Origin of the sequence: Photobacterium phosphoreum (assembly GCF_002954725.1) — a bacterium.
Lineage (GTDB): Bacteria > Pseudomonadota > Gammaproteobacteria > Enterobacterales > Vibrionaceae > Photobacterium > Photobacterium phosphoreum.
This window is the reverse complement of record NZ_MSCQ01000002.1, coordinates 378,743-391,497: the sequence shown is the minus strand read 5'-3', so window position 1 is coordinate 391,497 and position 12,755 is coordinate 378,743. Positions and strand designations below refer to the sequence as shown.

General features: G+C 35.8%; 12 protein-coding genes. 5 read left to right on the top strand and 7 right to left on the bottom strand.

All coding sequences use genetic code 11. The annotated features are described in order from the left end of the window. The first annotated feature begins 195 nt into the window (after positions 1–195). Positions 196–1,311 (top strand): 1-acyl-sn-glycerol-3-phosphate acyltransferase, encoded by a 1,116-nt coding sequence (locus tag BTO21_RS13875; RefSeq protein ID WP_045027208.1) that lies wholly within the window; start codon positions 196–198, stop codon positions 1,309–1,311. 108 nt (positions 1,312–1,419) lie between these two features. On the opposite strand, the gene BTO21_RS13870 is transcribed toward BTO21_RS13875, so the two are convergent. Continuing rightward, on the bottom strand, positions 1,420–2,340 hold the full coding sequence (locus BTO21_RS13870) for a LysR family transcriptional regulator (protein ID WP_045027207.1): 921 nt from the start codon (positions 2,338–2,340) through the stop codon (positions 1,420–1,422). A gap of 224 nt (positions 2,341–2,564) precedes the next feature. Here BTO21_RS13870 and chrA point away from each other — a divergent pair, with 224 nt between their 5' ends. Further along, on the top strand, positions 2,565–3,710 hold the full coding sequence (chrA, locus tag BTO21_RS13865; protein WP_045027205.1) for a chromate efflux transporter: 1,146 nt from the start codon (positions 2,565–2,567) through the stop codon (positions 3,708–3,710). A gap of 169 nt (positions 3,711–3,879) precedes the next feature. Continuing rightward, complete coding sequence (locus BTO21_RS13860; RefSeq protein ID WP_045027204.1) at positions 3,880–4,173, top strand: hypothetical protein; 294 nt, start codon at positions 3,880–3,882, stop codon at positions 4,171–4,173. 40 nt (positions 4,174–4,213) lie between these two features. Here the strand turns inward: BTO21_RS13860 and BTO21_RS13855 are convergent, their stop codons facing one another. Together BTO21_RS13855 and rpoS are read right to left on the bottom strand one after the other, a co-directional pair. Next, positions 4,214–4,759 carry a YceB family lipoprotein gene (locus BTO21_RS13855; RefSeq protein ID WP_045027202.1) on the bottom strand — a complete coding sequence of 182 codons (546 nt, stop codon included), beginning with the start codon at positions 4,757–4,759 and terminating at the stop codon, positions 4,214–4,216. 67 nt (positions 4,760–4,826) lie between these two features. After that, positions 4,827–5,705, bottom strand: a complete 879-nt coding sequence (gene rpoS, locus BTO21_RS13850; RefSeq protein ID WP_065192074.1) for an RNA polymerase sigma factor RpoS — start codon at positions 5,703–5,705, stop codon at positions 4,827–4,829. A gap of 465 nt (positions 5,706–6,170) precedes the next feature. On the opposite strand from rpoS, the gene BTO21_RS13845 reads away from it, so the two are divergent. Continuing rightward, positions 6,171–7,415, top strand: coding sequence for an Nramp family divalent metal transporter (locus BTO21_RS13845; RefSeq protein WP_373455478.1), 1,245 nt, complete (start codon positions 6,171–6,173; stop codon positions 7,413–7,415). A gap of 444 nt (positions 7,416–7,859) precedes the next feature. Here BTO21_RS13845 and BTO21_RS13835 read toward each other — a convergent pair whose 3' ends face one another. Further along, on the bottom strand, positions 7,860–9,308 hold the full coding sequence (locus BTO21_RS13835; RefSeq protein ID WP_105026868.1) for a tyrosine-type recombinase/integrase: 1,449 nt from the start codon (positions 9,306–9,308) through the stop codon (positions 7,860–7,862). A 310-nt stretch (positions 9,309–9,618) separates the two neighbouring features. On the opposite strand from BTO21_RS13835, the gene BTO21_RS13830 reads away from it, so the two are divergent. Beyond that, on the top strand, positions 9,619–9,966 hold the full coding sequence (locus BTO21_RS13830; RefSeq protein WP_045027199.1) for a hypothetical protein: 348 nt from the start codon (positions 9,619–9,621) through the stop codon (positions 9,964–9,966). A gap of 57 nt (positions 9,967–10,023) precedes the next feature. Here BTO21_RS13830 and BTO21_RS13825 read toward each other — a convergent pair whose 3' ends face one another. Genes BTO21_RS13825 through BTO21_RS13815 form a run of 3 tightly spaced genes read right to left on the bottom strand, consistent with a single transcriptional unit; the run spans position 10,024 to position 12,748 of the window. Next, positions 10,024–11,004, bottom strand: a complete 981-nt coding sequence (locus BTO21_RS13825; RefSeq protein WP_045027198.1) for an ABC transporter permease — start codon at positions 11,002–11,004, stop codon at positions 10,024–10,026. Further along, positions 11,001–11,759, bottom strand: coding sequence for an ATP-binding cassette domain-containing protein (locus tag BTO21_RS13820; RefSeq protein WP_045027196.1), 759 nt, complete (start codon positions 11,757–11,759; stop codon positions 11,001–11,003). The genes BTO21_RS13825 and BTO21_RS13820 overlap by 4 nt, the downstream gene beginning before the upstream one ends. Next, positions 11,759–12,748, bottom strand: a complete 990-nt coding sequence (locus BTO21_RS13815; protein ID WP_045027194.1) for a sugar ABC transporter substrate-binding protein — start codon at positions 12,746–12,748, stop codon at positions 11,759–11,761. The genes BTO21_RS13820 and BTO21_RS13815 overlap by 1 nt, the downstream gene beginning before the upstream one ends. Between the last annotated feature and the right edge of the window lie 7 nt (positions 12,749–12,755).

Below are 12,755 nucleotides of genomic sequence, written 5' to 3'. Positions count from 1 at the left end.
GGCGACAATAATCAAAATCAGTGTATGATTGGTCGTTTTTGCATTAGAACGCACTTTTTATGATTAATAGTGGTTGAAAAATCAACGACTAGACGTGGTTCGGTCTCCAACCATACTCCTTATTGATGTAGGTTATTTGGTAAAATTTTATTTATCAGTAATAATAACCAAGTTTTTTCAAGATGAAGCCTTATTGTGTGTATAGATAACGATATTTATAAAGAAATCCGCCCTTACAACGATAACGAAGTTAAAGGGGCTATCCAACGCCTTATTGATGATAAAGATTTTATCAACGCGATTTTAAAATACCGCTTTCCTCATGCTTCCGGTATGTTTGGTTGGTTGCTTATTCCGTTAATAAAACGTTTCCTTGTTAAAAAATGGTCTAATGTTACCAGCATTAAAGATGTACAGGACTATGTTGCTAAGTACATGCGAGCGACTATTGCGCATTCATGTGACGGTGTAACAATAGCTGGATTGGATAAGCTCGATCCAAATAAAGCGTATTTATTCATTTCTAATCATCGTGATATTGCGATGGATCCTGCAATGGTGAATTGGTGTTTATTTAATAATAACTTCAATACCGTTCGTATTGCGATTGGTGATAATTTACTTAAGAAGCCATGTGCAACTGAATTGATGCGTTTAAACAAGAGTTTTATTGTTAAACGTTCATCAAAAGGACCTCGTGAATTAATGAAATCATTAGGTCTACTTTCTAGTTATATTTCTCATTCTTTAATGACCGGTAATAACATTTGGATTGCGCAAAAAGAAGGGCGAGCGAAAGACGGTAACGATAAAACGGATCCTGCTATCTTAAAGATGTTCTTCATGGAAGGACGTAAGCAAAAATTACCGTTTGCTGAGTTTATGAGTGGGCTTAATATTGTTCCTGTCGCTATTTCATATGAAAATGACCCTTGTGATTTGGCTAAAGCACAAGAGCTTTACCAAAAAGAGACCACGGGTACATATGAAAAGTCTGAATTTGAAGACATTGAAAGTATCGTCCAAGGTATCGTCGGTCAAAAGCGCCGTATTAATATTAGTTTTGGCGATGTGATCACGGATGCGCCAGAGACACCTGATGAACTAGCGGCAATAATTGATAAACAAATAACGGCAAATTATCATTTATTCCCATCAAATTATATTGCTGCTGAGATTGAATCTGATCAAGTTACCGCAGAAGAACAGCAGTTGTTTGCTCAGAAGTTAGCAGACCAACCACAAGGCGTACAAACAATATTACGCCGAATGTATGCTTTACCTGCACAGAAGCAACAGCATATAGAATAAATGTACATCTTGTAAAATAAAACATTGAAAAATAACAACGCGGCTATCTATTATAGCCGCGTTGTTTTTTTATATTATTTTTTATGATTTTGCAGTGTAAAGATAGCGTTATGGTTGTAGTGGCGTTTTATAAGGTGCTTGTGCCATGCGCTCTGCCATAAAATCAATAAAGCAACGTACTTTTGGCGCTAAGTATTTTCTGCGTGGATAAACGGCATAAATAGGTAAATCAACCGTTGTTTTCCATTCTGGAAGTAACTGAATAAGTTTATTTGTTTCAATTTCATCCGTCATTAAATAGGTTGATAGGTAGGCAATGCCTAAGCCACTGACCGCTGCATCTAATACCGCCGGTGCATTATCGATACGGTAATTACCTCGAACTCGAATAGACTGTTGTACACCATCCCGAGAAAAAGCCCAATTAACGTACTTACGTTCACGACTTTGATAAGTAATACAATTATGACGGCGTAAATCTCCGGGGATTTCTGGTTTACCATGCAGATCAATATATTCAGGTGATGCCACCACGACAAATTCACAGTTCGCTAATTTTCTTGCGACCATACCTTCCGGTGGATGTTCATGAATCGCTATCCAACAATCAAAGCCTTCTTCTAATAAGTTAGGACGATGATCAAATAGGCTTATTTCTAATTCCAATTCAGGATTACTTTTTTGAAATTCGGCTAAAGCAGATGTAATGTGAATATTGCCAAAAGATTGTGCGATGCCAATGCGGAGTACGCCTTTTATTTCATTACGATAACCCGCCACCATCGCTTCCGCTTCATTGACGGTATCAACCAGTTGTTGACCATAATCAGCATATTGTAAACCGATTTCAGTTAAGGCTACGGTGCGTGTACTGCGTTGAACTAATTGGCAACCTAAGCGTTCTTCTAAATAACGAATCTGTTTACTTACTTGAGATTTAGAGATGCCTAATCTATCCGCCGCACGGGTGAAATTTTGCTCATGGCCAATAGCTGCCAAGATAACCATTTGTTGAAGATTTTCTAACATAAGCATCGACTCTTTAAAGAGAAAAGCAAAGTAGGGAAGTTTGCTTGTAATTACAAAGAAACAGCATGCTTGCTATCATAAATGATTATAATCGTCATTAAAATGATAGGGTACAACAAAGCTAATTATCATTAATTATAATAATGATATGTATCTGTACAAACGATTTTAGTAATAGATAAACAACCGTTAAAATAATCACTTCACTATAGGAGATGTGATGAATGTTAACGGTTTTTTGGCAGTTTTTAGTATTAGGATTGTGTAGTTTTGGCGGGCCAGCAGCACATATAGGTTATTTTCAGCAAGCGTTTGTCGTCAAAAACAAATGGCTCAATGATGAGGATTTTACACAGGCTATTGCGTTATGTCAGTTTTTACCCGGACCTGCGAGTAGCCAGCTTGGTATGTATATCGGTTATAAAAAAGCAGGCTATCAAGGTTCAATTGCGGCCTTTATTGGTTTTACCTTACCTTCTTTTATGTTATTAACGTTTCTTGCTGTCGCAAATAATCAATTTAGTGATTCTATTGTTGTTGAACATATTATTACGGCCGCTAAGTTATTAGCCGTTGTCGTTGTTGCTGATGCCTTATTGGGAATGATCAAAAAGAATTTAATATCGATACCTACTATAACAACAGCGCTACTAACGATGATCTGGTTAATGATGAGTCATGGTTTACTTAGTCAAATATTACCGATTATTATTGCAAGTATTGCTGGCTTTTTATGGTCATTCAAAACTCAGCCCACTATTGATCAGTCTTTAATCAAACCTATTCGACCACATATTGGATTATTAGCCGTCTTTTTTGGTTTACTTCTTGTATTACCGTTAATTGCCGCAACAAACGATAGCATTAAATTATTTGGCATATTTTATCAGGCGGGAAGTTTTGTCTTTGGTGGGGGACATGTCGTATTACCCTTATTACAACCGATGCTTGATGGCATGGTTTCGGATAATACCTTTTTAAGTGCTTATGCTTCGGCACAATTAGTCCCTGGCCCTATGTTTACCATGGCGAGTTATTTAGGTGCTTCAGCAATACCCCAAATGCCTATTATTGGGAGTCTTATTGCGACCATCGCTGTTTTTTTACCGGGTAGTTTACTGTTATTTTCATTTTTACCTGCTTGGAAAGCATTATTTAGTCATCCACGTTTAACGCAAGCCATAATATTAATCAATGCGTGTGTTGTTGGTTTATTAGGGAGTGCTTTTATTGATCCGGTTATTACGAGTTCAATCTCGTCAATTTTTGACATAATTGCCGTAGCTTTCGGTTATATTTTGATTAAATATTATAGATGCCCTGTATGGTTATTAGCAATATTACTATTTATATTTGTGTTAGTTATATAGAATAAATGAATCAGAGCCTTTCGGCTCTGGTTTATTTACATCTAATGCACTATAACTTTATAGTTATAAACTAATTCTTCATTACGCGCAAATATATACTTATGTCAGCTTAAATTCAGCCTTGCTTGTTAAAATAAAAAGCCATTTCTTAATTATATGAATATTTTAAATGGAAAACCAAAGAGTACGTTCAAACATCACTAACTATGATGTATTGCGAGCGGTAAAAGCAGAGATTAAAGACAGTGAAGCGCGTATTAGTCGACAGATATATACAGTCGCAATATTATCTGTCGCAATCATTATTTTTGTATTGATGATGATTATTACCAGTCAAACTCCGACAACAAGAGATTATGCTGCTGATGCGATGAAACGCTCTTTTGAAACAGAAAGGGCAGTGAAGATGATAGATGAAGCTTCTGGTACGCATTTTTTAGAACAAGCAAAATCTAACCAATAAAAAGCTCTTATAAAAAGAGCTTTTTATTAATAATGATTTCTTACCAATCTAAAACTAATTTGTGATTTTCAATAATTAATTCTGGTTTAGTTTTTTTCAAAAGAGCTTGTTCTAGTTCATTATCATTGAGTTTATAAACTGGTTTTGTTGATAACACCTGACTTAAAAAAGAAACAATAGGTGTAATAACAGGTTTAGTTAATACATTATTTAATCGTTCTGGTGTAATAGCTAATGATTCAATACTAAGATCTTTTAAGTAGATAGCGCCTTGCTCTTGGTTATAATAGGGGATAGCACTAAAGTTAGCTTTAATTGAAATATTTTGAGTAGCTTGACCCAGTAACTCTAAATCAGCGGTGGCAGTCGCCGCGACATTAACTTTATTTTTAGCGACTCGCCCGATACCCACTTTAATATTATCAAATTTTCCCGTTGCGTAAGCCAAACCTTGCACCCCAACAGAATGGTTAAATTGAGTTTCTTTATTTAAGTAAGATTGCATTTCACCTTCTGTTACACCGTAACTAGAACAGCCAGTGAAGAATAATACAGAACCCGCAATTAACAATGATTTTAAATGCATAATAAACCTTAACTATAACGAAAAAAGAGCACATTAAGTGCTCCTTTAAAGGATAGCAAACAATTTATCATGCAGTGTCAGCAAATAGTATTGAGATGTCGTAATTATCACGCTGAAGATAATTTCGGAGTTTTTTCAATGAAATAACTTGTAGCTGGCGGATTCGCTCTCGTGTTAATCCAACTTCATCAGCAACTTCTTGAAGTGTTTGTGCCTCATGGCCGAGTAAGCCAAATCGACGACAAATAATTTCTTTATCACGAGAAGGTAAAGAATCTAAAATGGAAAACGTAATCTGTTTTATATCGAGCACATCTAAATGGGTTTCTGGTTTAACGGCTTTATCATCAGTTAAAAAAACAGCAAGTGATTGTGAGTTAGCATCATCATTGATCGTTTGATCATAAGATATAATAGGGACATCGTAAGATAGGAGAGTAGAAATATCATCAACACTACGATCTAATTTCTTTGCAACATCTTCACTTTTAGGTTCTTTATTCTGGGTATTAAACAGGTGCTTATGTGTTCGTACGATAGTATTAATTTCTTTTGAAACATGAACGGGTAAGCGAATAGTGCGACTCTGATTATGAATAGCACGCTCGATGGTTTGTTTAATCCACCATGTCGCGTAAGTTGAAAATCGAAAACCTTTCTCTGGGTCAAATTTATCAACGGCAGTAATGAGTCCTATATTGCCTTCATCAATAAGATCACTTAATTGAATAGAGCTATTACGGTAACGTTTAGCAATATTAACAACCAGCCGCAAATTACTTTCAATCATGGTATTTTTTGAGCTTACATCTCCTGTTAATACTTTACGGCTATAAAGAATTTCCTCCGTTTTTGTTAATAGGGGTTTCATCGAAATATCGCGAAGATATAATTGAATCACGTCGGTCTCAAAAGCTGGTGTTTTACAACTTGCTTCAATATCCATATTACATCCCTTTTTTAAATATCCATTTTGCTATCATAACTACTGCAATAATGCTTTATTAACAATTAATTATGCTGGATTATTAATCATTAATATTTCAACTTTATGATATTTTGATAAAAATCATAACATATATTTTTAACGGGTATTATGCTATTGGTTTGTAATTCCTTAAGGATATATAAATTATCAGGGACGACAATATAGATATATTAAAGAAGATTAAACACTCTAGTGCATATTTTTGAAAAGAGATCACATTTTTTTTGCTAAAAATAACATCTTAGATACTAATAATAACAATTTTCTTATTTTTAATAATAAACACCAATAAGTTTAATAGCTACATCCTATCGATATATCAAAACCCATAAGTGGAATTTAAACAATCATGTTTGAGCTCTAAATGATATTGATTATCATTTGCGTGTTAGGTAAAGTAGATTCATGACAAAGGAGTCACTTATGAATAAAGCATCTATTAGCCTTGATATGCAGCCAACCCCATTTAGTTTTAAGCTAAAAAAGAAATTACTTTTATTAGGCCCTGCATTCATTGCTGCTATTGGTTACATTGATCCAGGTAATTTCGCAACGAATATTGAGGCTGGTTCGTCTTTTGGCTACCAATTATTATGGGTAGTTTTATGGGCGAATTTAATGGCGATGCTTATTCAATATCTATCTGCTAAGTTAGGCATTGTGACGGGTAAAAACTTAGCTGAACACTTACGTGATCATTTACCTAAATGGGCAATAATACCGTATTGGATACAAGCTGAAATTATAGCAATGGCAACAGATCTTGCTGAATTTATCGGTGCAGCTGTTGGTTTTCAATTATTATTTGGCATAAGTTTGATGGAAGGTGCTGTAATAACAGCTATCGTTACCGTTATGATCTTAATGCTTAATAATAAAAGTCAAAAACCATTAGAAGTTATTATTGGTACCTTACTATTGTTAGTTGCAGCTGTTTATATTTTTGAATTATTCATAGCGCCACCTGCATCACATGAGTTGCTAAAAGGGTTAATTGTTCCAACATTAAATAGTCCACACCAAATATATTTAGCTGCAGGTATTCTTGGTGCGACAGTAATGCCTCATGTTATTTATTTACATTCAGCATTATTTAAAAATACTTATGGTGAAAAAGTATCAACCCGTTTACGTTCAACAAAATATGATGTTTTAATTGCTATGGTTATTGCTGGATTTGTTAATATTGCAATTGTGGCAATGGCAGCAGCAGTATTCCATTACTCAGGTCATCAAGATATAGCAGCAATAGAAACAGCCTATAAAACATTAACGCCATTAGTAGGTAAAGCAGCATCTATTTTATTTGGTATTTCATTAGTAGCATCAGGTTTATCATCGACAGTCGTAGGTACAATGGCTGGTGATGTAGTGATGCAAGGCTTTGTAAAGTTTACCATTCCTATGTGGTTACGTCGTTTAATAACGATGATCCCATCATTCATTGTAATTGCACTTGCTATTAATACCACTGAAATATTAGTCATGAGCCAAGTTGTTTTAAGCTTTGGTATTGCACTTGCAATTGTCCCATTACTTTACTTCACTAACAGTAAAAACATTATGGGAAAATATAAGAATAATAAAGTCGTCTCTGTACTTGGGTTGATTATCGTTGCTATTGTTCTTGCTCTTAACCTCTACCTAAGTTATACACTATTAGCTTAATATCTCCGTATGACTCCTTATTTATTACACCTCGATAATAACTATATTATCGAGGTGTTCTTTTATGGCATTTCTTTTTTTTATAAAGTGTATTTAATGCTTTATATTCACGAGTTAGATTATCTTTTTCTTTTTTTGAAGCATTTGAAAACATCATTTCTGATCTTTTTTCGAAACTGTAGATTCTAGTTTCTAAGCCAGTACAGGGCACTAATGCGTATTGTTTTTTATATTGTTCAATCGTTAAAGCATTACTTGAAATATGGAATGTAATGAATATCAACAATAATAATCTACGTATAAATATCAACATAAGTCATCCAATTTGTTATTTTTTAGACGATAACACTTTTATAAAAATATAAAAAATAACAATATAGTAATGGAATATATGACGCACATTAGGCTGTAAATAATGAATTTCGATTAATATAGTGTGATCTATTATCGACCTGGAGTAACACCTTGTAATTCATCATCAGTACGGCGATCATAGCGTTGAGTTGTGGTAATACTACTGTGGCCCATAAACTTACTGACCAGTAGTAAATCATATCCTGAACGTAATAAATTTGTCGCTACAGAATGGCGAAAATCATGGGGTGATATTCGACGTGAAAAACCAAGCTGATGAATTTGTTTGCAAAGATCATTTAATGTTTGGGTCGTTAATCGTTGTGAAGTAAGTTGTTGATAACGATTAACGCCACAAAAAAAACTCGATATTTTTTGTGGGTGCTGTAAGCGTATAGTTAACCATTTTTCAATCGCTGAATAAAGATCGCTACTTTTTGAAAAGGGGACATGGCGTTCCTTGTTACCTTTACCCATAACACGAATTTTACATAAATATAAGTCAATATCACCGATATCTAACCCAATCACCTCTGCTCGACGCAAGCCTGATTCATACATCAACCAAAAGATGGCATTATCCCTTAATGCTTTGATATTATTCGATTGTGCTAAAGTTAGTGCCGATATTTGGTCAACATCGGTATAACTGAGGTAGCGACCACTTGATTGTCGAGAGCCTCGTGGCAGTTTTATCGCCTTAATTCGTTGTAAGGTCTCAACTGAAATCGACTCAGATAACCACGCATGATAGGCCACACCACGTAACATTCTTAGCAAATTATCGGCGGTTGCAGGAGCATAATCCTGTTTTCTATCGCTACTTTTCATGGTTAATCGAGAAGATAAAAATGACTGCATTGCTGTTTGTAATACAGGTGCATAAAGAACACTATACCAATCCATTCTTTCAATACAGGGTCTTAAGCAAAAACAACTAAATGCTTCCAACATAACTTGAGCTTGAGCCGTTAATTCAATCGCTAATGTCTGTTCATTTATTGTAGGTAAGAGCCAACCGGCATCCAATTCTGTACCAATTTGAGCATGAACTGAGAATTGTTGAATAGAAGATTGCCAATCCGTTAACTGAGATAAAGAGATCTTCTGTTGCTGATAATAATAATCACCGACAACTAAAAGGGCTTTTTTTAATGGATTAATGTGTAAATTTTTTAATGATCGTTGTGGGTCATAAAATAAACCTTTCATCTTGGCTTTAGTTTGAGCACGATGAATTAAAAAAGCAGCCATTGCTTTTTCAATCAGAGCAGGGGTTGTTAATAACATTAACCAATCAATTCGATCAAATGTAGATCCTAATAAAAATCGACTAAAGCGCTCTAAAGTATAACGTGCATTTGCTTGGCCGCCTGTTGTATCTGTAGCGGCAAGTGAATAAATATAAGCCAATGCTGGATTTGAAACAAAATGATCACGTTGACGGATCTGTTGGCTTAGTGCTGTTTGTTGGCGTAATGTTCCAGGTTTAAGTGTGAAGTCGTTATGTACTAAAGCGTTTGAAGGGTCGATCGTCATTATTTTGGGTCTTTATTCTTGATCTGCTATAAGAGATATTATATAAGACTGATAAATTAAAGCTATATAATTCATGTATTTATAAAAAATAAAAGATCGAGAAAGAGATCGCATTAAACTGTGACTAACAGGGAAATAAGGCTAAACAGTGCTTAAAAATAGATGCTCGTATTTTTACTCTTGTATGTAATGTCTGGTTAAAACTAACAATATTAAACTGTTACAGTGTCACTTATGTGGCATATTTAACCATCTTATTAATAATAAAGACTATGATTAATAGAGGATCATTAGTGGGAGATTATTGCTTATGATTGAAAAAGTAACGTTTGTTACTCAGCCATCAGTTTCTATTGCTGAGTCTATTATTGATTATATGCAAGGGCATGAACAACAGTTTTCAGCGATGTTATTTTCAAAACATGACGTTAAAGATGCAAGATTTCAATTTGTAGCAGCATCATTACGCGTTGATATGGTGGAGTTTGATGATGACCATCAATCAGGTTTAGCCCATGTAAGTTATGGTATTCATTTCTTTTGGCCGTGTAATAACCAAGATGAAATTGATACTTTCCAAGAAAAACTGCCCTTTATTATTAATAATAACCAAGTAACTTTTACATTAAAAATACATCAACCTTGGATAATTCTATAACGGAAACAAAAAAAGAGAGCAACAAGCTCTCTTTTTCTTTGATGTATAAGTGGATAATTAGTGCATTAAGCGTCGCCATGCACCTTTATGTTGCTTGAGTAAAATACTGTGAATAATTAAAGATGCAATAATAATGATGCCATAAACTAAGCGAGTCCAAAATCCAGCCAGTCCTGCACTGATGATCCCAGCTTCTAAAATACCAATAATACAAGCACCAAAAAATGTTCCCAGTAAAGTACCGCGTCCACCTAGTACAGATGTGCCACCAATAAATACTGAAGCAAAGACTAACAACATATAGCCTTGGCCTTGGTTCGGCCACCAACTACTCATTTCAAGACTAACAAAAACACCAACAATAGCTGACATTAAGCCCATTAAAACAAACAATAACAATCGAGTACGCGCAACAGGTACACCCATCATTTCTGCTGCTTTCGGATTATCACCAATAAAATTGATATTATCGCCTAAAACATGTCTTGATAAAATCAGCCACAAAAACGCTAAAATAACAATACACCATACCGCTTGAGCAGGGATCACATCTGCGATCCGACCGACCATCATTGCATGGAACCAAGTATCGCGCACTTCCGGTAAACTTAATGCTAATCCATCAGCGATAACCGTTGTTAAACCACCGATAAAAAATTGACTACCAATCGTTGCAATAATTGAGGGAATATTAAACCAAACCACCAATAAGCCATTTAATACGCCACATAACATACCAACAATAGCTGCCGCTGCAAAAGCAAGCAGGGGAGATTGTGTAGCTTGAAAGATTGCTGCAAAAACATAGCCACCAAGTGCAATAACTGATGGAAAACTCATATCAATTTCGCGCGCGATAACCAGTAATGTTAAGCAAAAAGCCAGCATGGCGGTAAATGGGATCGTTGACATGAACGACGTATAAATACGCATATGGGTAAATGTTTGTGGGCTATATACCGTAAACAATAACCATAATCCGACTAACATTAAACTGGTAATAATTGGCGCGCGATGACGGATAAAAAATGTATTCATGCAGCACCTCGACCAACAGCAGAGAGCAGTGCTTGTTGTAATGATTGTTGATCCATATCGGCCTTATGATATTCAGCAACAATTGTGCCACGGTCCATTACTACAAAACGATCAGCAACACGGTAGGCATCATTCATATTGTGAGTAATGAGTAAACAAGCTCGCTGTTGAGCTTTTAACGTTTCAATAAAGCATAATACTTTTTCAACTTCACCTAACGATAATGCTGTTGTCGGCTCATCAAGGATGACCAATTTTGCATTAAACAACATTGCACGACCAATGGCTAATCCTTGTCGTTCTCCACCTGAAAGTTGTGAAACACAGCTATCAATATTTGCGCCCACGCCACGAAAATCGAGTTTTTGCAGTAACTGTTGTGCTTGTTGACGTTCCTGTTTTTGATCGATAAATCCAAGACGCGTTCGAATATGACGGCCTAAAAATAAGTTACGCCATACGGATTGTTGTTCACCTAATGAGCCTGATTGATAGACCGTTTCAATGCCCAGGTTACGGGCATTTTTTACGTTATACCCTTGTTTATCAATACTTTTGTTCTGAATAGTAATATGCCCAGAATCAAAAGATTCAATCCCTGCAATAAGTTTGATCAGCGTTGACTTACCTGCGCCATTGTCACCAAGTAGGGCAATAACTTCGCCTTCATTAATACTTAAATTAATGTTACGCAACGCATGAATCGGTCCAAACCACTTATTAATATCCGTAAGCACTAATGCTTTAGAGCACATTAACGAATACCTTTTGCTGCTAACGGTGCAATAAAATCAATATTATTGAGATCAACAAACCCTGCACCGGTATCAATATTTAGACCAGAAAAACCATAACGCTTACTTAATACTGTTTGTACAACAGATAAATATCCCATCAGATAAGGTTGGCTATCCGCAACTAATTGAACATAGTCACTGCGAATGGCATCAGCGGTTGCAGGAGATAAACTAAATCCAGCCACAAAAATCTCTTTAGGTTTAACACCTGCATTACGTAAGAAATTCGCCATTTGTGAAGTAAGCGATCCATGATCAACTAAGATCAACTTCGTCGTCACATGACTTGCAAGATATGAGGTAATGGCTGCAGTACCTAATGATGGATCTTTATCTGTTTCTGGTGAAATTTGAAGAAAATCAACCGTCAGTCCCGCTTGCTCTAACGTTTTGATCATACCTCTCGTTGATTTGCTTCGCTCTGCGATATCTTTTATTCCCCAAACTAAAGCACGATCTCCTGCTTTAAATTGTCCGCGGCGTAAGGCTTCTGCCGCTAATTTTATACCGCGTTTTGCATTGCTAACACCAACATAGCCAAAGCCTTTAGTTTGCATCGCATTCATACTGGCAGGTAAAGCAGTATCAATAGCAGTAACATTGATACCTTTATTTTCAGCTTCCATCACTAAAGGTTGATAAGCACTATCACCGGGATGGCCCATAATAATAATCCCTGATGGGTTGGCTGCAACCGCTTGCTTGAAATTCTCAATCATTTTTTGTGGCTGCCAATCTGAATAAACAACCCGTAAGTTAGCCCCAAGATCTTCTGCGGCCTGTTTAGCGCCATTTTGAACAACCGTTGCATAAGGACCACCTACAGGGCCGCCAACATCAATCCATATTGACATGTTTTCACCAGAAGGTGTTGCGCAGACACTGGTAGAGACGAATGCAAGACTCGCCAGAACTACTGTCGAGAATTTTTTAGAGAAATGTTTCATGTATTCA

Coding starts and splice junctions, on each gene's coding strand:
- BTO21_RS13835 (WP_105026868.1), bottom strand. CDS start 9,308: ATGACGATCGACCCTTCAAACGCTTTAGTACATAACGACTTCACACTT.
- BTO21_RS13825 (WP_045027198.1), bottom strand. CDS start 11,004: ATGAATACATTTTTTATCCGTCATCGCGCGCCAATTATTACCAGTTTA.
- BTO21_RS13820 (WP_045027196.1), bottom strand. CDS start 11,759: ATGTGCTCTAAAGCATTAGTGCTTACGGATATTAATAAGTGGTTTGGA.
- BTO21_RS13830 (WP_045027199.1), top strand. CDS start 9,619: ATGATTGAAAAAGTAACGTTTGTTACTCAGCCATCAGTTTCTATTGCT.
- BTO21_RS13870 (WP_045027207.1), bottom strand. CDS start 2,340: ATGTTAGAAAATCTTCAACAAATGGTTATCTTGGCAGCTATTGGCCAT.
- BTO21_RS13860 (WP_045027204.1), top strand. CDS start 3,880: ATGGAAAACCAAAGAGTACGTTCAAACATCACTAACTATGATGTATTG.
- BTO21_RS13815 (WP_045027194.1), bottom strand. CDS start 12,748: ATGAAACATTTCTCTAAAAAATTCTCGACAGTAGTTCTGGCGAGTCTT.
- BTO21_RS13845 (WP_373455478.1), top strand. CDS start 6,171: ATGAATAAAGCATCTATTAGCCTTGATATGCAGCCAACCCCATTTAGT.
- BTO21_RS13855 (WP_045027202.1), bottom strand. CDS start 4,759: ATGCATTTAAAATCATTGTTAATTGCGGGTTCTGTATTATTCTTCACT.
- rpoS (WP_065192074.1), bottom strand. CDS start 5,705: ATGGATATTGAAGCAAGTTGTAAAACACCAGCTTTTGAGACCGACGTG.
- chrA (WP_045027205.1), top strand. CDS start 2,565: ATGTTAACGGTTTTTTGGCAGTTTTTAGTATTAGGATTGTGTAGTTTT.